Raw genomic sequence first — 22,891 nt, forward strand, 5'->3', positions numbered from 1 at the left:
CCGTTGCATCGCCTGAAATTCTTGGTAGGTCTGGCGCAGCCTGTCGACAAACCTATTCCTTGCGCAAAGTGTGATCTCATGACCCGTCTCTACGCTATCCTTGCTGCCGTTGTTGTTGCCGCCCTGGTGGGCGGCGCCTGGTTTGCCACACGAGGTGGCGGCGCGGGCGATGACTTCGCGCAATGCCGCGCCAGTCAGATCGCTGGCGGCTCGGATACCATTGGCGGTCCGTTTGAATTGGTGAACGCCAAGGGTGAAACCGTGACAGAGAAAGATGTGATCGCCAAGCCGTCACTGGTCTACTTCGGCTATACCTTCTGCCCTGATGTCTGCCCGCTGGATGTTGCACGCAATGCGGAGGCCATCGATCTGCTGGATGAACGCGGGAAGGATGTGACGCCGGTGTTCATCTCCATCGACCCGGATCGCGATACGCCTGAAGTGGTCGGCGACTTCGCCGCCAATCTGCATGAGCGTATGATTGGCCTCACCGGATCGCATGAGCAGGTCAAGGCCGCCAGCCGTGCTTACAAGACCTATTACAAGAAGCAGGATGGTGATGAAGACTACTATCTTGTTGATCATTCGACCTTTTCCTATCTGGTCTTGCCAGAGCAGGGGTTTGTCGAATTCTTCCGCCGCGATGAGACCCCGGAGCAGATCGCTGATAAGGTCGGTTGCTTCCTGGAAAATCTGTAACCTGGATGAAGGTTTGACGTTTCCGGGGTGAGACGTAATATCAAGCCTCACGACCTGACGACATTGCGGGGGACCGACAGTATGGGCGAAGCTGCTATGCAGGAGATAGGACCAGACAAGACACTCTTGCTGGTCGATGACGACGAGCCCTTTCTGCGGCGTCTGGCCAAAGCCATGGAAAAACGGGGATTTGAGGTTGAAACCGCTGGCTCTGTTGCGGCAGGCAGTGCGATTGCCACAGCGCGTCCACCCGCCTTTGCGGTGGTGGATCTCAGGCTTGAGGATGGCAACGGATTGGATGTGGTTGAGATCCTGCGGGAACGCCGTCCTGACAGTCGTGTGGTTGTACTGACCGGCTACGGTGCGATTGCGACCGCCGTGGCTGCTGTGAAAATTGGTGCAACTGACTACCTGTCAAAGCCTGCGGATGCGTCGGACATTATGAATGCGCTGCTCGCCAATGAGGAAGAGCTGCCACCCCCGCCGGAAAACCCGATGAGCGCGGATCGCGTGCGTTGGGAGCATATTCAGCGGATCTATGAGCTTTGTGACCGCAACGTTTCCGAGACCGCTCGGCGCCTCAATATGCACCGGCGCACGTTGCAGCGGATCCTTGCAAAACGCAGCCCCAAATAGGGCCTCAGCCTCTCCTAACTTGGAGAGGCTTTTTTCTCGAGATCAGAGCTGCGCCAAGAGCTTGGCGTGACGGGTCACGTAGTCCCTACGCACTTCAACCGGCGGCCGTAGGCGGATGGAGAGACCGTCCAGCAGTGTTTGATCCGGCTTTCCAAACAGCCGGTCTGCCTCGCGGCGGGAAAAACCGGCAATCTCCACCGCTTCCATCCAGGCACTGATCCGGTCTGCCTTTTTGATCTGCGCCTTAATTGTTTTGGGGAGGGCCGCAGGCAGGCCAAAGCGGATGTGAATCGCAGCCGTCAGCCGCTGATCGAGTTCGCCATAGCTGGGGCCGACCGCGTTTTTCACGGGTGAGATCATGTCGCCGATGACATATTCCGGGGCATCATGCAGCAGCGCGGCCAAGTGCCAGCGCACAGGAGCCTTGGGATTGAGGCGACCATAGATCGTCTCGACCAACAGCGAATGCTCTGCGACGGAATAGGCAAAATCACCGATGGTCTGACCATTCCAGCGCGCCACAAAGGCCAGACCGTGGGCGATATCCTCAATCTCGACATCAACCGGCGTCGGGTCGAGCAGGTCCAGCCGACGTCCGGAGAGCATCCGTTGCCAGGCGCGCGGAGGTGTGGGGGGCATGGTCTGTGCCTTCTTGTTGACGCTGCTTTCTGACTAGCTGGTGGAGGATCGTCGTGCAATTGCTTGTGGTGCAGTGGGCGCTGATCATCGATGCGGTTTTGCAGAGAATATGGCTGATTGCCCCTGCCTGATCACGCGGATCGCCACAAACAGTTGACCGCTTGGCATTTGATAACACCATGCCAAGACCCCATATTTATAGATACGACAGGGGCTCTTGCTCCCTTGGCAGGCCTCTTTCGTCGCTGAGACGCACACGAAAGGAGACTGCCATGTTTAAACGTCTTGCCTGTACCTCGCTTGTCTTTGGAATGCTTGCAACCGCGCCACCTGCGCTGGCGGCAGGGTGTAGCCCGCGCGATCATATTGTGGATCGCCTGCAATCCTCATACGCGGAGCGGCTGACCGCAGGCGGGCTGCAATCCAGCCAGCCTGTGTCCACCGTGATTGAGTTCTGGGCTTCCGCGACAACCGGTACATTTACTGTGCTGGTTTCCCATCCCAACGGGCTCAGCTGTGTCGTGGCCTCTGGTACCGGGTTTTTCCAAGTGACGGACGACCCCGAACCACAAGGCACACCCAGCTGACCTGTCCCCCCGGACCGTTGGGAAGGCCGGGGCGCATGACCGCTGGTCACCGCGCCCCGGCGCTGTTGGGCATCTTCGTTGCTTATAAACCATTGCGGTGTTACCTGCTGCGGTAGACAAATTGTAACCGGAATGGAGCAGGCAATGCCCGGGGATTATATCGTCAAGGACATCGCGCTGGCCGAGTTTGGCCGCAAGGAACTCGATATCGCTGAGACAGAAATGCCGGGGCTGATGGCCCTGCGCGACGAATACGGCGATAGCAAGCCGCTGAAAGGGTCCCGGATCGTCGGGTCGCTTCACATGACCATTCAGACCGCAGTTCTGATCGAAACGCTGGTGGCGCTGGGCGCCGATGTGCGCTGGGCCTCCTGCAACATCTTCTCGACACAGGATCACGCCGCAGCGGCCATCGCCGCTGGTGGCACGCCTGTGTTTGCGATCAAGGGTCAGACCCTTGTTGAGCATTGGGATTATCTGGATCGCTCATTCCAGTTCCCCGAAGGTGCCAACCTTATTCTGGACGATGGTGGTGATGCCACCCTCTATGTGCTGCTGGGTGCGCGCGTTGAGGCGGGTGAAACGGATCTGATCGAAATCCCCACCTCGGAAGAGGAAGAGGCGATCTTTAACCAGATCAAGAAGCGCATGGCTGAAAGCCCGGGCTGGTTCACCAAGACCCGCGACGCGATCAAGGGCGTTTCTGAGGAAACCACAACTGGTGTCCACCGCCTGTATGAGCTGGTGAAAGAGGGGCAACTGCCCTTCCCGGCGATCAACGTGAACGATTCGGTCACCAAATCGAAGTTTGATAACAAATACGGCTGTAAGGAATCGCTGGTCGACGGGATCCGCCGCGCCACGGATACGATGATGGCTGGCAAGGTAGCAGTGGTCTGCGGTTATGGCGATGTGGGCAAAGGCTCCGCCGCGTCGCTGCGTGGTGCTGGCGCCCGGGTTAAGGTTACCGAAGTCGACCCGATCTGTGCCCTGCAAGCGGCCATGGATGGTTTTGAGGTGGTGCTGCTGGAGGATGTTGTCGACAGCGCCGATATCTTTATCACCACGACTGGCAACAAAGACGTCATCCGGATCGAGCATATGCGCGAGATGAAGGATATGGCGATTGTTGGCAACATTGGCCATTTCGACAATGAGATCCAAGTTGCCAATCTGAAGAACCACAAGTGGACGAACATTAAAGAGCAGGTCGACATGATCGAGATGCCCTCGGGCAACCGTCTGATCCTGCTCTCCGAAGGTCGCCTGTTGAACCTTGGCAACGCAACCGGGCATCCGTCGTTTGTGATGTCGGCCTCTTTCACCAACCAGGTTCTGGCCCAGATTGAGCTGTGGACCCGTGGTGAGACCTACAAAAACGATGTCTATATTCTGCCCAAGCATCTGGACGAGAAAGTCGCCCGCCTGCATCTGGAGCGGATCGGTGTAAAACTGTCGAAACTGGCGCCTGAACAAGCCGCCTATATCGGCGTCACACCGGAAGGCCCGTTCAAGCCTGAGCACTACCGGTATTGATCATCCGTCACCCTGTGCAACTGCGCAGGTGAGTGACCAAAGCAACACCCCGCCATCGGCGGGGTGTTTTCGGTTATGTGACTGTATTTTAATTGCCTTTTGGCTGGATCGATCTAGCGCGCGCCGCGGACGCGCAACGCAATCCTGCACGCAGAAGTTCCAAAAATTTAGGGGCGAAATTCCACGGAAATCTTGGAACGTCTGCAAGGTTGGTGACGTTTGGTTGGCGTACTTCAAGCGAAGGAGAAAACGACATGACCGAACTGAAAACCAAAACCCGTATTCTGGCTGGTGTTACTGCTGCTGCATTGATGGCGGGCGCAGGGATCGCACAGGCGGGCACTTCCGTCCCGCGCGGTGAAAGCAAGTCGGACACCGAGATCGAGACTGTTGGCGGTCAAGACACCACCAGCGGCGCGTCGCTTGACACCACCGAGGGTACGACCATTCCGCGTGGTGAATATAAAATCGACAGCGGCGTGGAGACCGTGAACGACGAAATGCCTGCGGATGGCGATGTAAACGTCAATGCAAGTTCTGACGCTTCCACCACCATCCCACGCGGCGAATACGACAGCTCGGACGCGGCGGGTGAACCACTGCCGCCCCTGGATGAGATGACCGTCGCTGATCTGGTTGGGAAAAACGTGTTTTCCGCCACTGGCAAGGACGTCGGTGAAATCGATTATGTGATTGAGCAGGATGGCAAAATCGCAGGTGTCATCGGTGTTGGCGGCTTTCTTGGTATGAACGAATATACTGTCGCCGTGCCGCTGTCCGATATGGATTTCACCCGCAATGGTCAGCTGAAGCTGAGCACCCGCACCGAAGCGGCGCTGCGTTCCATGCCGGAGATCGACGAAGACATGATCAAACCGCTGCAGGATGATCGCCTGATCGGTAACAGCGTCTAATGACGCTCTGATCTTTTGATCCGGCACCTGACTACGGTGCCGACTGAAGCAACTGGCGCCCCTCTTGTAGGGGCGCCTTTTTTCATTTGGTAGCGGGTAATCCAGGGCGTGTTCGCAGAAATGAGAGGTGGTCGCAGAAATTCCCAGTTGCCCTGTTCCGATCTGCGGCTAAGCTGCTGGAATAAGAACCGATCAGGCGCTGCGCCTGGCGATAACAATAGTTCCGCGAGTAACATGGGAGAGAGAGCTTTGGGAAAACGCGACGATCTGATCGAGCAATATGCAAATGATCTGAAAACAAAATGTGGCATGGATCCAGACATGGATCTGCTCACAAAGGTCACCATCGGCTGTGGTCCGGCTATTTACGATGCTGATGCATCGACAGTGGCCTCCAGTCAGTCGGCGGAATTGGAAACCGTCAAAAACAACTTCCTGATCAAAAAACTGGGTCTGTCTGATGGCCCCGAGCTGATGTCTGCGATTGACAGCGTGATCGAAACCTACGGTAAATCAGAGCGGAACAAATATCGTGCCGTTGTCTATTATATGCTGACCAAACACTTCGGAAAAGAATCCGTCTACGGCTGACCAATCAGCCGAACGATCGACCGAAAAGGCCCGTCGGACGGATCCGGCGGGCTTTTTTGTCGTTGCCATCTTGCCTCTGAAACACTGGAGGCACGTCTATGATCCAGTGGGCTTCGCGGGACGCTGCAACGCCAAGAAGACAGTCTCAGGTTGTACATGTGTTGCATTTTACCTGTATTGCCTTTGCGGAATCACCGCTGACCGGACTATCGTCTAAGGACCGGTCAGGATGGCCAGGATCACAGATTTACGAACACGTGTGGTGGAATTGGAGCACGTGGGGTGAAAGGGAAGATCCTGGCATATGCTCGGATCTTCCCTTTTTTATTGCACGGCTGCTGGCCACGCATCTTAGAATAGCGTCAGGACCAGACCGATGGCGCCACAGGCAAGCGTCGCATAACCACCGTCGATCATCAATAAACGCAATGGTCGAATGGCGTAGAGGTTGTTGATCATGATCCACGGCGTAATGAAAAACAATCCGATGCCCAGCCCGCTGACCAGCCCGCCGCCAACCGTATCGATACCCGAGAGCGCAAAGACATGGCGCATCATACCGGCCACGACAATCTGCAGACCAAACGTCGCGGCGAACACCGCTGGTGTCTGCCCGCCCGTAGGTTTGCCAGCCTCATCACGCGGCACTTTCGCCGCCTGCATCCAGGGTTCAGCAAGCAGGCCATACCAGACTGCGCCTAGAACAAAGCCAGCAATAGCCGCGGCGATAACATTCAGAATTTCCATTGAGCTCTCCCTGAAACCAGCATCAGCAAGAGAATTTTGTCAGATCAATCAGGGTCTGTCTTCCCTAACGCGCAGATATGGGCCCATTCCTCTGCGGTGACAGGCTGTACTGACAGCCGGGAGTTCTTCACCAGAACCATATTCTCCAGATCAGGGTCACCCTTAATCTGATCGAGCGTCACTGGCACAGCAAAGCTGCGCACCGCTTTGATATCAACGCATTCCCAGCGGGGATCATCTGTGGTGCTGTCTGGATGGATCTCAGCGCAGACTTCAACAATCCCGACCACGGATTTTTCCTTCATCGAATGATAGAAAAATCCGCGATCGCCGAGCTTCATCTCACGCATGAAATTGCGCGCCTGATAGTTGCGCACGCCGTCCCATTCCTCACCCGTCTCGCCCTTGGCTTGCTGGTCAGCCCAGCTCCAGGTGGAGGGCTCGGATTTGAACAGCCAATACGCCATCAGCCGACGACTTTCTTCCAGGTGATCAGCTCAACCGCCTCAAACAGACCTGCCTTGGCGTAGGGGTCGTTGTCGGCCCAGGCCTGACCGACGGCCATGTCTTCGACATCAAGGATGATCAGCGAGCCAACCATACCACCATCCTGGTCCAGCAAGGGACCGGCCTGCGCCACAACACCGGTTTCCTCAATATACGCGAGATGCGCCGCCCGGTTGTCCATCCGGGTCTGCAAATGATCGGGTTTATCGCGCGCGATCAGGGCAATCAGCATGTCATTCCTCTTTCAATGGTCTTGCAAGCAGTTGAGCGGTGGCGTCGGCAATCGTCAAGCGCTGATCGAGCAGAGCCACGACAATGGCGGTGATGGGCATGTCCAGATTTCGCGCCTGGGCTTCGGCGTGGACGGCACGCGCCGTAGCGGCGCCTTCAACCGTGATATTGGGGTCAAACGTTTCGTTCCGTCCAATCGCCAGCCCAAGACGATAGTTCCGCGACTGCTCTGAGCTGCAGGTCAGAGTGAGATCGCCAAACCCGGAAAGACCTGCCAGCGTATCGGCCTGCGCACCGGACGCCAGTGCCATGCGCTGCATCTCCGCATAGCCGCGGGTCATCAGTGCGGCGCGGGCGCTGTCGCCAAGTCCAGCGCCGATGACGGCACCGCAGGCAATCGCCATCACGTTTTTCAGCGCGCCGCCAATTTCGGCGCCGCTGGTGTCCGTAGTGCGGTAGAGCCGAAGGTTCTTCGTGGTCAGCTGCTGTTGCAACTGCGCCCCTGTTTCCGGGTCACGACAGGCCAGCGTCAGCGCCGTTGGCAGGCCTTTTGCGATATCGGCGGCGAAACTGGGGCCGGTCAACAAGGCGGTTCGAGCCGCCGGAAGGCAGCCGTGGAGAACCACCAACGGACCCTGACCGGTCTTGAGTTCAATCCCCTTGCAGCAGGCCACAAGAGCCCGGTTGCGCAGCAGATCAGCATGGGTGCTGACAAAACTCCGTAGGGTCTGCATCGGCACGGCGAGCAATATGGTATCAGCCTGCGTAGCGCGCTCCAGATCACTGGTCACCGTCAGTGTTTCGGGCAGATCGGCGCCGGGCAGGCGCCGGGTGTTGCGCCGGGTCGCCTGCATATCGCGCGCCTGATCAGCGTCCCGCGCCCATAGGGTAACCGGGCCATTACCGGCGAGTGAAATTGCCAGCGCCGTGCCGAATGCGCCGGACCCAAGCACCGAAACACTCATGCCTTTGCGCCTTTTTTGCCGCTGCCCAACATGGCGGGGCTGCTCTGATCCAGTGGCCAGCGGGGTCGGGCAGTCAAGTCCATGCCGTCCTGCGCGCCATTGCGGAACCGTTCAAGCCCGGCGTAGGCGATCATCGCCGCATTGTCCGTGCAAAGCGCCAGAGGCGGGGCGACGAAACGCGCGTCACCCTCGGTGCAAACAGTCTCTAACACGGCGCGAATAGCGGTATTCGCTGCGACGCCACCCGCGACGGCGACGGTGCGGGTCGCCGGGGCTTCTTCAAGATAGTGTCGGATTGCGCGGCGCGTTTTCTCCGCCAGGACGTCAGCGACAGCAGCCTGGAAACCGGCACAGAGATCGGCGCGGTCCTGTCGTGTCAAACCGCCCTTCTCAGCCATCACCTGATCCCGCATGCGCATCAGTGCGGTTTTCAGGCCGGAGAATGAGAGGTTGCAATCGGGACGGTCCAATAGCGGACGAGGAAAGCGGAAACGGCGGGGATCCCCGCTTTCGGCTTCCTTCTGCACCGAGGGGCCGCCGGGTTGCGGCAGGCCGAGCAGGCGGGCAGTCTTGTCAAAGGCCTCGCCGGGCGCATCGTCGATTGTCCCGCCCAGTCGTTTGAACTCATCCGGCCCTCGCACGATCAGGTACTGACAATGCCCACCTGAGACCAGCAGCATCAGATAGGGATAGGGGACCGCATCCGTCAGTCGGGGTGTGAGCGCATGGCCGGCCAGATGGTTGACGCCAACCAGCGGTAGCCCGGTTGCGGCCGCCAGCCCCTTGGCGCACATCACACCGGAAATCACGCCACCAATCAGTCCCGGACCTGCGGTGACGGCGATGGCATCCATATCTTGCAAGCGAAGGTCGGCAGCGGTCAGCGCATCGCGGACGCAGTGGTCGAGCTTCTCCGCATGGGCGCGGGCCGCGATTTCTGGCACCACACCGCCGAAGGCGCTGTGGAGCTCGGTTTGGCCAAACACGACGGAGGAGAGTACCTCCGCCGGGCCTTGCCCGGACTGGCGCACCACGGCAGCCGCCGTATCGTCGCAGCTGCTTTCCAATCCCAGAAGGGTGAGGCTTTGTTTCATGGTGTTACCGTTGCATCCTGTCTCTGCCGGGGCTACCACCTATGACAGTGGCGAACAATCCCGAGGGGCGTGTGATGGTCGGCCTATTGATGACGCGCCCCCGTGGGGTGGCAGAGCGATTTGTCGAAGATCTGCCCGCCTCGACCCGAGCGACTGTGCAGGTGATCTACGCGCCGTTGATCAGGACAACTCCGCTGAACCCGCGACCTGATGCCTCTGAACAGGGGCTTTCTTCAGGGGATGTGATCTTCTCATCTGCCAATGGGGTGCGGTATGCGACTGCGCCGTTTGCCGGGCAGAGCGCCTATTGTGTCGGGCAACGCACAACGCAGGCCGCAGCGGCGAAAGGGTGGCGCGCGATTTGCTGTGGTCAGGATGCGGACGCGTTGGTGCAGACCTTATCCGAGGTTCCACCTGCAGGTCCGCTGATCCATTTGCGCGGCGTCCATAGCCGTGGCGACATAGCCGAGCGGCTTCGCCTGGTGGGGGTCAATTGCCGGGAACAGGTGATTTATGATCAGGTTTTGCTTCCCTATGAAGACGAGGCGCGGATTGCGATGGATGCGCAAGCGTCGCTGATCGTGCCGCTTTTTTCACCGCGGACCGCTCAGCAATTTGTCAAATTGGCGCCATATCGCGCAGGCCTGCATCTGATTGGATTCAGCAAGGCGGTTGCAGAGCCTCTGAAAGGCTTGAAATGCAAGGGCTTACAGATATGTAAGTCTCCAACCGCGGCAGCAATGCGTACATTGGTGCGTGATGCCGCAGCTGGTCTGGCGCGGGTTGAGGGTGGGCCATCGGCACAGTAAGTTTATTGCTGAGTTGCTGTTAAGAGATTTTGAGAATCGAGGGGGACGTCGGCGTGGCTGACAAGAAAACATCCGATGATACGCAGGCAGAAGAGAGCCAGACGTCTGTCTCCAAACCGGATATCGACGACACAACTGCTGGTGATGCGGTCTCTGACAGCTTGAGTGTTGAAGATGATGAGACTTCCGATACGGCTGCTGTGGCGGACTTGACCGATCCGGACAACACGGATCCCGCGCCTGCTGAAGAGGATGCAGTCTCCAATGTGTCGGATGACGACCCGGCGCTCGGGGACGCGGATCTCGATCCCATTGAGACAGCTGAGGGCAAGACTGCCGAAAATGCGTCGGGGGACCAAACAGTTGATACCCCGCCTGTTGCTGCGGCACCGGTCCATGAGGTCGAACGTGTTGTCGAAAAACGCGGTGGTTTTGGAGCCGCTCTCCTAGGGGGGGTCGTTGCCGCCGGGCTTGGCTTTGTGGCGGGACAGTCGAATGTGCTGAATGATTTTATGCCGCCCTCTTGGCGCAGTTCAGCGCCCGTCGATGCAGCCGCGCTTGAGCAGATGAAGAAAAGCCTCAGCGCTCAGATTGCGGAGCTGCAGGAGCGGGTTGCCGCTGACGATGCCCCGGATATCGCGCCGCTCACGCAGCAGATCGATGCGTTGACAGAAGAGGTTGCCTCCCTGCGGTCCAGTGAGACGGCGACTGGATCTGATGAATTGGCAGGGGCGATTGAGGCATTGGCGGTCCGTGTGGATGCTCTGGAGAGCCGCCCCATCACGGATGCTGCCAGCCCGGCCGCCGTTGCCGCATTTGAGGCTGAGCTGAGCAAGCTGCAGGACAGCCTCGCCGAACAGCGCGCCGAAGTGGAAAAGATGGTCGAGGAGGCGCGGGCGATGGATGCTGCCAGTGCCGAAGCCGCCCGTATTGCAAGCGCCCAGACAATCGTCGCCCGGCTGCGGTCGTCGATTGATGCGGGTACCAGCTTTGGCGGGTTGATCGAAGAGTTGCAGGCCGTTGGCGTGATCGCACCGGAGGCATTGACCGGGTCCGCAGAGGCAGGCGTCAGCACACGTGCCAGCCTGCGTGATGGTTTTGCCCCGGCTGCGCGTGAGGCCCTGGCTTCGGCCCGTCAGGAAACCAAGGGAACAGGTGGCATTACGGCCTATGTGCGGCGTCAGCTCGGCGCGCGTTCGGTCGCCCCGCGTGATGGAGATGACCCGGATGCGGTGCTTTCGCGCGCCGAAGCCGCCGTGCAGAGCGGCGATCTGCTAGGCGCCCTGACTGAGTTGCAAGCTCTGCCGGAAACCGCCCGTGCACCGTTGGCCGATTGGGAGGCCGCTGCGCGCGCCCGTCTGGCCGCTGTTGCTGCCGTGAATGAACTGGCCCAAAGCCTGAACGCCAAATAAGGAAGCTGCCATGCTCTGGTCGTTGTTGAAGATCCTCGTATTTGTCGCCATCGTGGCGGTGCTGGCCTTTGGTGCTGCCTTGCTGACGGAGACGGCAGGAGGCGTGCAGATCACTGTCGCCGGTACCGAATATACCCTGAGTGCGCTGCAGTCGGTAATCGCATTGGCCATTCTGGTGTTTGCAGTCTGGGTCCTGTTCAAACTGTTGTCATTGTTGCTGGCGACGCTGCGGTTTCTCAATGGAGATGAAACCGCGATTTCGCGCTATTTTGACAAGGGTCGCGAGCGGAAGGGCTATCAGGCGCTCTCTGACGGCCTGATGGCGCTGGCCTCCGGTGAGGGGCGCCTGGCGATGGCCAAGGCTGCGCGGGCGGAGAAATATCTGGAGAAGCCGGAACTGACGGATCTGTTGACCGCGCAGGCGGCGGAACTGGCCGGGGACACAAAAAAGGCGGCCGAGGCGTACAAACGCTTGGTAAGCAACCAGTCGACCCGCTTTGTTGGTGTCCGAGGCATCATGAAGCAAAAGCTGTCTGAAGGGGATACCGACACCGCGCGCCAACTGGCGGAGAAGGCGCTCAGCCTGCGGCCCAAGCATGAGGAGGTGCAAGATACCCTGCTGACGCTTCAGGCACGGGCGCAGGACTGGGCCGGGGCCCGCAAGACGCTGAGCACCAAGCTGAAGACCGGCACCCTGCCACGTGATGTCTACAAACGCCGCGATGCTGTGCTGGCGCTGTCGGCCTCCAAGGCGATCGTTGAAGAGGGCGCGACGGTTGAGCAGCAGGAACAGGCGATAGAAGCAAACCGGCTTTCGCCTGATTTGGTTCCGGCGGCAGCCATGGCGGCGCGGGCTTATCTGGCTCGGGACAAGAAACGGTATGCAATCCGGGTGTTGAAGAAAGCCTGGGAGGCGCAGCCGCACCCTGATCTGGCCCACGCGTTTGCAGAGGTTGAGCCGACTGAAACTGCACAGGAGCGGGTGAAACGGTTTGCCCAGCTGTCACGTCTTGCGCCGCAACATGATGAGACCCGTTTGGTGATGGCCGAACTGCATATCGTGGCTGAGGATTTCCCAGAGGCGCGCCGCGCGCTGGGCGATCTGGTTGAACGCGAACCGGACGCACGTGCGTTGACCCTGATGGCGGCGATCGAAAAGGGGGAGGGCGCCAGCGATGCGGTGATCCAGGGCTGGCTGGCACGGGCGCTGAATGCGCCACGCGGGCCGCAGTGGGTCTGTGGAAACTGCAACCACATCCATGCAGAATGGGCGCCGGTCTGCGAGAACTGCGCCAGCTTTGATACTCTCAGCTGGCGCCGTCCGGAGGCACCGGAGGTTGTTGGTGCCACAGGGGCGCAGGTTCTGCCATTGATCACCGGCACGCCGGAAGGCGCAGCTGGCCCGGATGCCTCTGATATTCCAGAGGTGGAGCTGTTGGATGGGGACGATACTTCTGCGTCCGACATGGGCGAAACACTGCCCGAGGCCTCGGACACGGATGATGGGAAACCCAAAACCCAAAGCGTGAAATAGATCTTTTCCAAGCGGTGCGCCGATGCTAAAGCGCGCCGCACAGACCGTTGCGGGGCTCACCTGCACCAGTCGCCGCTGTAGCTCAGATGGTAGAGCACGTCATTCGTAATGATGGGGTCGGGGGTTCGAGTCCCTTCAGCGGCACCAATTTCTCTTTTTCAAGACCGACTTTTGTCCACCCACTCCGCCCGCGCGATGACGTACCGTCAGAGTGGACAGTTCTCACAAAAGCGGCGCTGATCTGCTGGCAGCCTGGGAGAGCTGTTGATGTAGGTGTGCGGGGAGGTCGTGATGGAGGCGGACTATGTGATCGTTGGCGGTGGCTCGGCGGGGTCGACGCTGGCGTCCCGACTGAGTGAAGATCCCGATGTGACGGTTTGCCTGCTGGAGGCCGGCGGGCGCGGTGACGGTCTGTTGGTGCGGGCCCCGGCTGCGGTTGTTGCCATGCTGCCGGGTCGCCCAAAGATCAATAACTGGGCCTATGAGACGGTGCCGCAGCCGGGTCTGAACGGGCGGCGGGGTTATCAGCCACGTGGCAAGGGGTTGGGTGGATCCAGCGCCATCAATGCCATGCTCTATATTCGTGGCCATGCCAAAGATTATGACGAGTGGGCGGCCTTGGGGTGTGAGGGGTGGGACTGGCAATCGGTGCTGCCCTATTTCCGAAAGTCTGAGAACAACGAACGTGGTGATGATGCGCTGCATGGCGCGGCTGGTCCGCTTCAGGTCAGCAATCAGAAATCGCCTCGCCCGATTACAGACGCCTTTGTGAAGGCCGGGCAGTCCCTCCAAATCCGGCACCGTGAGGATTTCAACTCAGGCGATAACGAAGGCATCGGCCACTATCAGGTGACGCAGTTCCACCGGGATGATCGCAATGGCGAGCGGTGCTCGGCTGCGGCGGCCTATCTGCATCCGGTCATGGATCGGCCAAATTTGACGGTGATCACCCGCGCGCAGGCGTCCTCTGTTGCGTTTGAGGGCAAGCGGGCAGTTGGGGTGCACTATAGTCAGGGTGGTCGCGCGCATATGGTGCGTGCCCGCCGCGAAGTGATCCTGAGCGGTGGGGCGTTCAATTCACCCCAGCTGCTGCAACTGTCTGGTGTTGGCCGTCCCGAAGACATACGCCCGCATGGGATCGATATGGTGCACGAACTGCCGGGAGTTGGCCAGAATCTGCAGGATCACCTCGATTTCACGCTGGCTTATAAGTCGCGGGATCGGGACAATTTTGGTATCTCCTTGCCTGGCAGTGTTTCGCTGCTGCGCCATATCTGGAATTGGCGCAAGACCGGGCGCGGTATGATCGCCACGCCGTTTGCCGAAGGGGCCGCGTTTCTAAAGACCGACCCCAATGACGAACGGGCTGACATACAGCTGCATTTCGTCATCTCAATTGTCGATGACCACGCGCGCAAGCTGCACATGGGACATGGGTTCAGCTGTCATATCTGTGTGCTGAGACCGAAGTCCCGCGGCTCTGTTGGCCTCAACAGCGCTGATCCCAAGGCTGCCCCTCGAATTGATCCGCAGTTCCTTGCCGATCCAGAGGATCTGGCCGTGTTGATCAAGGGCGTCCGCAAGACGCGGCAGATCATGGCGGCAGAGCCACTGGCGGGCTACGCAGACAAGGAATTGTTCATAAACGATGAGCCGGATGACGCTGCCTTGGAGCAGCACATTCGTGCGCGGGCGGATACGATTTATCATCCGGTTGGCACCTGTAAGATGGGCACCGATCCGCTGTCGGTGGTTGATCCCTCGCTTCGGGTGCACGGGCTACAGGGGCTGCGCGTGGTTGATGCGTCGATCATGCCACGACTGATTGGTGGCAACACCAACGCCCCCACCATTATGATCGCCGAAAAAGCCGCAGATATTATACGCGGTGCTTCGGCCCGCGACTGACATTTCAATTTCGGAGAAGACGACGATGCTTGGCAAGATGATGCACAAACAGCTGACCATAGGCTCGCTGATAGAACATGCGGGGCGTTTCCACAGCTCAACGATGGTCACCTCGGTTGAAACGTCGGGTGAAACCGAGCATGTGACCTGGGGTGACATCGATGCCAATGCCCGTAAACTTGCGGCGGCTCTGGGGCGCCTCGGTATCGTCCAAAGCGCCCGTTGCGGCACCATCGCCTGGAACAACCGTCGTCATCTTGAGATCTATTTTGGCGTGTCAGGTGGCGGGTATGTCTGCCATACGATTAACCCGCGTCTGAAGCCGGAGCAGCTGATCTACATCATCAACCATGCCGAGGATCAGGTGTTGTTTATTGACACGACCTTTGTTCCGGCTGTGGCGCAGTTGCGCGCGCAGTTCACCACTGTGCAACATATCGTGGTGATGGGATCGAAAGATGCCGATATCGCAGCGCAGATTGAGGGTGTGCTGTTCTACGATGATTTGCTGGATGCGGAGACCGCCGATTATGACTGGCCCGATCTGGATGAAAATCTGCCCTCTAGCCTGTGCTACACCTCAGGCACCACCGGCAACCCCAAGGGCGTCGAATACACCCACCGGACCAGCGTGCTGCACACGATTGGTGGTAATCAACCCGATGGTCTGGCCCTGCGGGCGCGGGATACGGTGTTGGCGGTGGTGCCGATGTTTCACGTGAATGCCTGGGGCACGCCGTATATGACCGCAGCTGTTGGGGCAAAGCTGGTGCTGCCGGGTCCGCACCTTGATGGGGCGAGCCTGGCCAAGTTGATTGATGCGGAAAAGGTGACTGTGGCGCTGGGCGTGCCGACGATCTGGATGGGCTTGTTGCAGGGGCTGGAGGAAACCGGCTGCACCGCCGAGAGCCTTGAACGCACGATTGTGGGCGGGTCTGCCCTGCCGACAGTCATGATCCCGACCTTCCGAGACAAATATGGCGTCGATTTGGTGCATGCCTGGGGTATGACGGAAACCAGCCCCATTGGAACGCTGAACCAGCTGCTGCAGAAACACAATGAGTTGGATGCCGAAGCCCAGGCCAAGCTGCGCGAAGGGCAGGGGCGACCAATGTATGGCATCGATCTGCGGATCGTCGACGATGGCGGCGCGATCTTGCCGCATGATGGCGAGACCCAAGGTAACCTGCAGATCTGCGGACATTGGGTGATCGACAGCTATTTCCGCGCCGGAGAAACCGCCCTGACAGAGGATGGATGGTTTGATACCGGCGATGTCGCCACAATTGACGGTGACGGCTATATGATCATTCGCGACCGCTCCAAGGATATCATCAAGTCTGGTGGCGAATGGATTTCCACTGTGGAGCTGGAAGATATCGCCATGTCGCACCCTGATGTCGCTCAGGCGGCGGCAATTGCGGCGAAACATCCCAAATGGGACGAACGACCAGTGGTGATTGCTGTGAAACGGTCTGCCGATGTCACTGAGGCTGATCTGTTGGCACATTATCAGGGCAAGGTCGCCAGCTGGCAGATTCCCGACCGTGTGGTTTTTGTCGAATCTCTGCCATTGGGCGGCACCGGCAAGGTTCAGAAGAATACACTCCGTGAGAGATACGAAGGCATCCTGCTGGACTACTGATATCCTGTACCGTCATCGAGTGTTTTGCCCGGTGGCGGTGCCTGTCCCTGTTAATGGGGCGCAAATTTTGCAGGTGATAAGCCCGGCTGAGGCGCGCCGGATATCATAACTGCCGGCAAATTTATCTGTTAAGGGCCGCTTAAGACCCCGCCTGATATCCCAGTAGTGGGTGAAAATAGGTGGTGGATTATGAGCGCACAAGGAAATGTGGCGCCCATTATCATCAAGAAGAAAAAGTCAGGTGGTGGCGATGGTCACCACGGTGGAGCTTGGAAGGTCGCCTATGCGGACTTCGTGACGGCTATGATGGCGTTCTTCATGTTGATGTGGCTGCTCAACGCAACGACTGAAAAACAGAGAAAAGGGCTGGCGGATTACTTCTCGCCATCCATTCCGCTGAGCCGGGTTTCGGGCGGTGGAAACGGGGCATTCAGCGGTGACAGTATGTTCACTGAGGAGATCAAGCCTCAGAACGGAACTGGTGCGACTGATATTAATCCTACCGACGCGCAGCAGGCGAAAGGGGATTCGGGAACCGAGCAGGATAAGGAGCGTGAAGCCGCTGATGAGCAGTTCCGCGCCCTGGAAGAACAGCTAAAAGGTCGTGGCGGTGAAAGCATGGTCTCGATCGAAATGGCGCAACATATCATTACTCGTGTTACGGATGAGGGGTTGGTTGTCGAGCTCTTCGATACTGAGGAATCACCGCTGTTCAAAGACGGCACCGCAGAACCGACGCTTCTGTTCAGGGATATTGTGAAGATGGTATCGCGCGTTACAGGGGTTGTTGAAAACAACATCGCCATTGGCGGGCATATCAGATCTCATGCGGTTGTCGTCGCGAATAATCCGGTCTGGGAACTCTCCCACGCGCGGGCGGATGCCACCCGAATGATGCTCGAATCAGGTGGAACCAAGTCCAAACGCATGCACCGTGTGACCGGCCATGCAGACCGCAAACTGACGGATAACAACCCGATGTCAGCGCGAAACAATCGGGTCGAAATCATCCTTTTGCGGAAATGAGCGCAAGAACGCCAGGAATGGGCGGCCAACAGACCAGACAATTTTATCTGTTAGCCGCCCGTTAATGGGCAATCGGCTAGCTGTTGCATCAAGAAAGATTCGATGCAGCAGAAAGGCGTATCCATGACGATTTCTTCCTCGCTTAATGCCGGCGTTGCCGGACTTACCGCGAATGCCAGCCGACTGGCCTCCATTTCAGACAATATCGCGAATTCCTCGACCGCCGGCTACAAGCGCGTTCAGACGGATTTCCATTCGATGGTTATGAGCTCCTCTGGCGGCACCTATTCGGCCGGAGGTGTGCGCACGACCAATGTGCGCCTGATCGACGAGCGGGGACCGCTGGTGTCAACCAGCAATGCAACCGATCTTGCTGTGCGAGGCCGTGGTATGCTGCCTGTCACCTCGATGAACGAGGTTGAGACGGGCGCCACCAACCCTCAGATGATGCTGACAACCACGGCGTCGTTCAGAACCAATGCCGATGGCCTGCTGGCAACTGAGTCCGGTCTGGTTCTGATGGGCTGGCCTGCGCAATCTGATGGTACCATTCCACCCTATGCGCGCGACACATCTGATGCGCTGGAGCCGGTACGGTTCAATGTGAACAAACTGTCCGGAGAGCCGACGACCGAGATGTCCCTAGGTGTGAACCTGCCCGCGACAGCGACAGAATCCACAGCGGCGGGCACCAGTGAGAACCTTTCGATCGAATACTACGACAACCTGGGTAAATCCGAGAGCCTGCAGATCGAATTTGTGCCCACTGTTCCGGCAACGGGTGAGTCGAACGAATGGACCATGATCATCACCGATACCGCGACCGGTGCGACCCCGATCGGGGAGTACACTCTGACCTTCGATGACAACCGAACGTCAGGCGGCGCACTGAACGCAGTCACGGATACGACCGGTGGTCCCTATGACCCGGCAACGGGCTCCATCATTGTAAACGTCGCTGGTGGCCCGATGGAGATCAATATCGGCACGCTGGGTGACGACAACGGGTTGACGCAATTGTCGGACACCTTTGCCCCCGCCTCGATCTCCAAGGATGGGGCTCCGGTCGGCAACTTCACCGGCGTAGAGATTGATGAGGCCGGCTATGTGCATGCCAACTACGACACCGGTGTCAGCCGCGTGGTTTATCAGGTTCCACTGGTTGACCTGCCGAACCCGAATGGCATGATCGCCATGGACCGACAGACCTATATGCCGTCCAGTGAAAGTGGCTCCTATTTCCTGTGGAATGCTGGTGAAGGTCCGACAGGCGACATCCTCGGCTATGCCCGCGAGGAATCCGCAACGGATGTGGCGGGTGAGCTGACCAATATGATTCAGACCCAGCGGGCCTATTCGTCTAACGCAAAAGTCATTCAGACCGTGGATGAGATGTTGCAGGAAACCACCAACATCAAGCGCTGATAGGCGTCCTTCCTTCTGATTAACATTCGCGCAAAGGCTGGATGACCCATGTCCATTACAAGTGCTCTCAATTCCGCAATGACCGGACTGACGGCGGCTGGTCGCTCGACATCGGTCGTCTCCGAAAACCTGTCGAATGTCCTGACGCCGGGGTATTCGCGCCGGAGCCTTGCGCTTACCAGCGCCGGCGACGGGTTCAGCGGGGTCAAGGTCGGTCACGTGCAGCGGATCAACGATCCGGCGCTGCAATCCAGCGTGCGTTCTGCCAATTCAGAGGTCGGCGTTGCAGAGGTGAAATCCGCTTTTTTTGGTCGCATGACCGAATTGGTTGGTAGCGCCGACGACCCCTATTCAATCACGCAGCGACTAACGGATTTCGATTCCGGACTGATCGAGGTGATTTCGCGACCCGATTCCGGACCGCGGCTGAATGATCTCGCAATCCAAGCGGAAGAGTTGGTGCGGTCGATTGCGGATGCGGCAGAGGGTCTACGCAATCAGCGCACGGCTGCCGACAGAGCAATTGACGTACAAGTCGATACGGTCAATCAGTCACTGGAAAAGCTTCAAAAACTGAATGCAAAAATTGCGGTCAGCCAATCAACCGGGTCTGATTCGGCGTCGCTGCTGGATCAACGAGACCTGCTGATTGACGAAGTGAACAAGATCATTCCGGTCAAGGTCGTCAATCGTGACAGGGGTCAGGTTGCCCTGTTCTCCGAAGGGGGCGCTGTGCTGCTGGACGGCCAAGCAGCTGAGCTGAGTTTTGACGGTAAGGCCGATACACTGCCATACATGACGCTGGGCAACGGTCTGCTCTCTGGGTTGCAGATCAATGGTATTGATGTCGCAACAGGGCCCGGTGGGCCTATCCGCGGCGGCACACTTGCCGCCCAATTTGAGGTGCGCGATGTCCTGACCGTCGAGGCGCAGGAAGATCTGGACGCTATGGCAAAGGATCTTATCGAACGCTTTCAAGATCCTGCGCTGGATCCAACCTTGGCAGCAACGGATCCTGGCATCTTCACCGATCAGGGTGCATTTTTCGATCCGGTCAATACAGTCGGCATCGCCAACCGTATCGAGCTGAATGACAAGATTGCCATGCAGGGGCAGGCCGAAACCTGGCGGCTACGCGACGGCTTGAATGCAGCCTCGCCCGGTAATGCCGGGGATGCGACGCTGCTGCGCGGATATGCGGATGCTCTGGACGCCAAGCGCACGGTGTCATCCGTCGGCCTGGGGACGGCAAATCTGGATGCTAGCACGCTGAGTGCGAACCTGTTGTCTCGCTTCGCGCAGAGTGAAAATTCTGCCGAACAGAACGTCGCCTTTGCGGCAGCAACCTATACCGAAATGTACCAGCGAGAGTTGGCGCAGGGCGTCGACAGTGATGCTGAGCTGCAGAACCTTATTGTGATCGAAAAAGTCTATCAGGCCAATGCGCGGATGATTTCCGTGGTTGATGAGCTGATGGAAACACTTCTGAGGATTTAACGAATGATTATGAATTCCTATGGGGATATGGCTCAACACTTGTTCCTGCGCAATCGGTCGGTTGGTCTGAAGAATGATATCTCAACCCTGACCCAGGAGCTGAGCTCGGGAAAAACCTCGCAGTTGACACAGAAACTAGGGGGGGATCTGACATATCTCTCGGATGTTGAGCGTAACCTGGATCGCCTCAAATCGTTTCAGGTTGCAAACACCGAGGCAGCGCTGTTTGCATCGTCCATGCAGAACAATATCGAATTGATTTCTGACAATGTGGTCAAGCTCACGGGCGATATTTTTTCAGTCACGACCTCGCCGAATGACGAAACATCTCAGCAATTGTCAAAGCAGGCTGAAGTGTACCTGACCGAAGCCATCCGCTCGCTGAATGGCGAAGTCGCTGGCCGAAGCCTGTTTTCCGGCAAAGATACCGAGGCCCAACCCCTTGCTGATATCAACACATTGATGTCGGCACTGGTGACGGAGGTGACGCCATTCACCACTGCGCCAGATATCGTGCAGGCCGTTAAAGATTGGTTCGCCGATCCGCTTGGGTTTGATGCGGTTATGTATCAGGGCGCGTCGGACCTGATGGATCCGGTGAGAATCGGTCCGACAGAAGAGGTCACCGTCTCTCTGAAGGCCAATGACGATGCGTTCAAACAGACTCTGCAGAGCCTTGCCATCGCAACTTTGGTTAATGACCCAGGGCTCAGCCTCACCTCAGATGTGAAGTTCGAGATGTTGCGCAGCACTGGAGTTGAGTTGCGCGAAAGTCAGGTCCAATTGATTCAGATGCAGTCGGATCTGGGTTTTGTGGAGGGCCGCATTGAAGAGACCGCGACCCGCAATGGCGCCGCCCAGACCAGCCTCAGCCTGGTCTTCAATGAGCTTGTTCAGGCTGACCCCTATGAAACATCCACCCGTCTGGATGAGGCGCAGTTCCAACTGGAAAGCCTGTTCACCGTCACCGCGCGCACATCGCAGCTGTCGCTGATGAGGTTCCTGTCATGATGCGGTTCATTCGGGTTCTTCTTGCTGTACTGCTGCTGCCGGCAATGGCTCAGGCCAATGCGATCAGGCTAAAAGATCTGGTTGAGTTTGATGGTGTGCGCGGTAACGATCTGGTTGGCTACGGTCTGGTCGTAGGGTTGAACGGGACAGGTGATGGTCTGCGGAACTCCCCCTTCACCGAAGAGATCATGTCGAATATTCTGGAGCGGCTGGGCGTCAATGTGACCGGCGAACAGTTTCGACCCAAGAATGTTGCTGCGGTATTCGTCACCGCCACGCTGCCGCCGTTTGCTCGCGTAGGCGGCACCGTTGATGTGACAGTGTCCGCGATCGGCGATTCAAAGAGCCTGTTGGGTGGGACGCTGGTCATGACACCGTTGAATGCCGCAGATGGCCAGATCTATGCGGTCGCCCAAGGTACCATTCTGGCAGGCGGTGCCGTCGCGGAGGGGGAGGGCGCCTCTGTCACACAGGGTGTCCCCACTGCTGGTGTCATCCCTTCTGGGGCGCGGGTTGAGCGTGAGATCGACTTCGATCTGTCCTCGCTCTCGTCCATGCGTCTTGCGTTGCGCGAGCCTGATTTCACCACCGCTGGCCGCATCGAACGCGCGATCAACGCGGAATTTGGACGTAACGTGGCACTGATGCGTGATTCCGGGACGGTTGAGATCGACGTGCAGCGGACGAACACCCGCTCCACCGCCCATGCTGTCGGGCGGATCGAGAATATTCTGGTTGAACCTCAGCGCAAGGCACGTGTGGTTGTCGATCAACGCTCTGGTACCATTGTGATGGGCAGCGATGTGCGTATCTCGCGGGTTGCCGTCGCGCAGGGGAATCTGACCTTGCGGATTGAGGAAACACCGTTGGTTGTGCAGCCTAATCCATTCGCCGACGGCGAAACGGTGATTGTGCCGCGCACTGGCGCTGCGATCGAAGAAGAAGAAGGCATTCAGCTGGCAGAGGTCCCGGAAACCACATCGTTGTCGGAAGTGGTGGCGGGTCTCAATGCGCTGGGAGTGTCGCCGCGGGATATGATTGATATCCTTAAGAGCCTGAAGGCGGCTGGTGCGCTACATGCTGAATTCGTGGTGCGGTAGCGCGTCGACATAAAGCTACCTTCAAGCAGATATACCCCCCGGACCTTAGCGTTCCGGGGGTTTTTGCTTGGGCTATGGGCCGCCACGTTCATTCACTGCCTGGCTATTTTTCGACCCTGACCGGCTTCATGATACAAGGTGAATCTAATGCCCGGCCGGGAGCTATCTCAGCTTGGCCTGATCCTCTTGTCTGACTTGAACAAGGGGACACCAGAGTGCTGGATTCAGAGTATTCGTTTCAACTGCTAGTCCGGCGCGCATGTAGCCCCTTTGGTGGCCGCATGATTGACCGTCCGATAGAGACGCCGCTGAGGGAGAGGTGCATGGCGTTAGGTCGAGAAGCTGTCGAGATCACGTTTGTCGCGCCAATGCAAAACG

The 22,891-nt window shown here is 58.3% G+C and carries 22 protein-coding genes and 1 tRNA gene; 17 read left to right on the plus strand and 6 right to left on the minus strand.

Annotated elements, in window-relative coordinates:
• The first annotated feature begins 78 nt into the window (after positions 1-78).
• Both OO25_RS06400 and OO25_RS06405 read left to right on the plus strand, forming a co-directional pair.
• A complete protein-coding gene (locus tag OO25_RS06400) occupies positions 79-699 on the plus strand; it encodes an SCO family protein (protein ID WP_040179020.1) in 621 nt (206 codons plus the stop codon).
• An 81-nt stretch (positions 700-780) separates the two neighbouring features.
• Complete coding sequence (locus OO25_RS06405; protein ID WP_040175081.1) at positions 781-1,335, plus strand: ActR/PrrA/RegA family redox response regulator transcription factor; 555 nt, start codon at positions 781-783, stop codon at positions 1,333-1,335.
• Positions 1,336-1,377: 42 nt separating this feature from the next.
• On the opposite strand, the gene OO25_RS06410 is transcribed toward OO25_RS06405, so the two are convergent.
• Complete coding sequence (locus OO25_RS06410) at positions 1,378-1,974, minus strand: HD family hydrolase (RefSeq protein ID WP_040175079.1); 597 nt, start codon at positions 1,972-1,974, stop codon at positions 1,378-1,380.
• Positions 1,975-2,246: 272 nt separating this feature from the next.
• On the opposite strand from OO25_RS06410, the gene OO25_RS06415 reads away from it, so the two are divergent.
• The 4 genes from OO25_RS06415 to OO25_RS06430 all read left to right on the plus strand — a co-directional run bounded on the left by OO25_RS06415 (position 2,247) and on the right by OO25_RS06430 (position 5,602).
• Positions 2,247-2,561, plus strand: a complete 315-nt coding sequence (locus OO25_RS06415) for a hypothetical protein (RefSeq protein ID WP_040175077.1) — start codon at positions 2,247-2,249, stop codon at positions 2,559-2,561.
• A 144-nt stretch (positions 2,562-2,705) separates the two neighbouring features.
• Complete coding sequence (gene ahcY, locus OO25_RS06420) at positions 2,706-4,097, plus strand: adenosylhomocysteinase (protein WP_040179021.1); 1,392 nt, start codon at positions 2,706-2,708, stop codon at positions 4,095-4,097.
• 254 nt (positions 4,098-4,351) lie between these two features.
• A complete protein-coding gene (locus OO25_RS06425) occupies positions 4,352-5,011 on the plus strand; it encodes a PRC-barrel domain-containing protein (protein WP_040179023.1) in 660 nt (219 codons plus the stop codon).
• Between the two features lie 249 nt (positions 5,012-5,260).
• Positions 5,261-5,602: a DUF2853 family protein gene (locus OO25_RS06430; protein ID WP_040179025.1), complete on the plus strand. Its 342-nt coding sequence runs from the start codon at positions 5,261-5,263 to the stop codon at positions 5,600-5,602.
• Positions 5,603-5,953: 351 nt separating this feature from the next.
• Here the strand turns inward: OO25_RS06430 and OO25_RS06435 are convergent, their stop codons facing one another.
• The 5 genes from OO25_RS06435 to tsaD are packed head-to-tail and all read right to left on the minus strand — an operon-like array spanning position 5,954 to position 9,146.
• Positions 5,954-6,349 (minus strand): DUF1761 domain-containing protein, encoded by a 396-nt coding sequence (locus OO25_RS06435; RefSeq protein ID WP_040179028.1) that lies wholly within the window; start codon positions 6,347-6,349, stop codon positions 5,954-5,956.
• 44 nt (positions 6,350-6,393) lie between these two features.
• Positions 6,394-6,816, minus strand: a complete 423-nt coding sequence (locus tag OO25_RS06440; protein WP_040179030.1) for an EVE domain-containing protein — start codon at positions 6,814-6,816, stop codon at positions 6,394-6,396.
• Positions 6,816-7,088: a YciI family protein gene (locus OO25_RS06445; protein ID WP_040179032.1), complete on the minus strand. Its 273-nt coding sequence runs from the start codon at positions 7,086-7,088 to the stop codon at positions 6,816-6,818. The genes OO25_RS06440 and OO25_RS06445 overlap by 1 nt, the downstream gene beginning before the upstream one ends.
• A gap of 1 nt (position 7,089) precedes the next feature.
• Positions 7,090-8,052 (minus strand): NAD(P)H-dependent glycerol-3-phosphate dehydrogenase, encoded by a 963-nt coding sequence (locus tag OO25_RS06450; protein WP_040179034.1) that lies wholly within the window; start codon positions 8,050-8,052, stop codon positions 7,090-7,092.
• Positions 8,049-9,146: a tRNA (adenosine(37)-N6)-threonylcarbamoyltransferase complex transferase subunit TsaD gene (tsaD, locus tag OO25_RS06455; protein WP_040179036.1), complete on the minus strand. Its 1,098-nt coding sequence runs from the start codon at positions 9,144-9,146 to the stop codon at positions 8,049-8,051. Before tsaD ends, OO25_RS06450 begins: the two co-directional genes overlap by 4 nt.
• 41 nt (positions 9,147-9,187) lie before the next feature.
• Between tsaD and OO25_RS06460 the strand changes: the two genes are divergently transcribed.
• The 11 genes from OO25_RS06460 to OO25_RS06510 all read left to right on the plus strand — a co-directional run bounded on the left by OO25_RS06460 (position 9,188) and on the right by OO25_RS06510 (position 22,513).
• Positions 9,188-9,955, plus strand: a complete 768-nt coding sequence (locus tag OO25_RS06460) for a uroporphyrinogen-III synthase (protein WP_040179038.1) — start codon at positions 9,188-9,190, stop codon at positions 9,953-9,955.
• Positions 9,956-9,984: 29 nt separating this feature from the next.
• Complete coding sequence (locus OO25_RS06465) at positions 9,985-11,367, plus strand: COG4223 family protein (RefSeq protein WP_040179040.1); 1,383 nt, start codon at positions 9,985-9,987, stop codon at positions 11,365-11,367.
• 10 nt (positions 11,368-11,377) lie between these two features.
• Positions 11,378-12,901 (plus strand): heme biosynthesis protein HemY, encoded by a 1,524-nt coding sequence (locus OO25_RS06470; protein WP_040179042.1) that lies wholly within the window; start codon positions 11,378-11,380, stop codon positions 12,899-12,901.
• A gap of 71 nt (positions 12,902-12,972) precedes the next feature.
• Positions 12,973-13,048, plus strand: a tRNA-Thr gene (locus OO25_RS06475).
• A 144-nt stretch (positions 13,049-13,192) separates the two neighbouring features.
• Positions 13,193-14,809, plus strand: a complete 1,617-nt coding sequence (locus OO25_RS06480; protein ID WP_040179044.1) for a GMC family oxidoreductase — start codon at positions 13,193-13,195, stop codon at positions 14,807-14,809.
• A gap of 25 nt (positions 14,810-14,834) precedes the next feature.
• The gene (locus OO25_RS06485) at positions 14,835-16,454 is read left to right on the plus strand and encodes a long-chain-fatty-acid--CoA ligase (protein WP_040179045.1); all 1,620 of its coding nucleotides are present in this window, start codon (positions 14,835-14,837) and stop codon (positions 16,452-16,454) included.
• 189 nt (positions 16,455-16,643) lie between these two features.
• On the plus strand, positions 16,644-17,480 hold the full coding sequence (locus tag OO25_RS06490) for a flagellar motor protein MotB (RefSeq protein ID WP_040175048.1): 837 nt from the start codon (positions 16,644-16,646) through the stop codon (positions 17,478-17,480).
• A 102-nt stretch (positions 17,481-17,582) separates the two neighbouring features.
• Complete coding sequence (locus tag OO25_RS06495) at positions 17,583-18,905, plus strand: flagellar hook protein FlgE (RefSeq protein ID WP_082035087.1); 1,323 nt, start codon at positions 17,583-17,585, stop codon at positions 18,903-18,905.
• Between the two features lie 48 nt (positions 18,906-18,953).
• A complete protein-coding gene (flgK, locus tag OO25_RS06500) occupies positions 18,954-20,402 on the plus strand; it encodes a flagellar hook-associated protein FlgK (protein ID WP_024098932.1) in 1,449 nt (482 codons plus the stop codon).
• A gap of 3 nt (positions 20,403-20,405) precedes the next feature.
• Positions 20,406-21,413, plus strand: a complete 1,008-nt coding sequence (locus OO25_RS06505) for a flagellin (RefSeq protein WP_040179047.1) — start codon at positions 20,406-20,408, stop codon at positions 21,411-21,413.
• A complete protein-coding gene (locus OO25_RS06510) occupies positions 21,410-22,513 on the plus strand; it encodes a flagellar basal body P-ring protein FlgI (RefSeq protein ID WP_024098934.1) in 1,104 nt (367 codons plus the stop codon). The genes OO25_RS06505 and OO25_RS06510 overlap by 4 nt, the downstream gene beginning before the upstream one ends.
• Positions 22,514-22,891: the final 378 nt, after the last annotated feature.

The organism is Phaeobacter sp. S60 (genome assembly GCF_000826845.1).
GTDB lineage: Bacteria > Pseudomonadota > Alphaproteobacteria > Rhodobacterales > Rhodobacteraceae > Phaeobacter > Phaeobacter piscinae.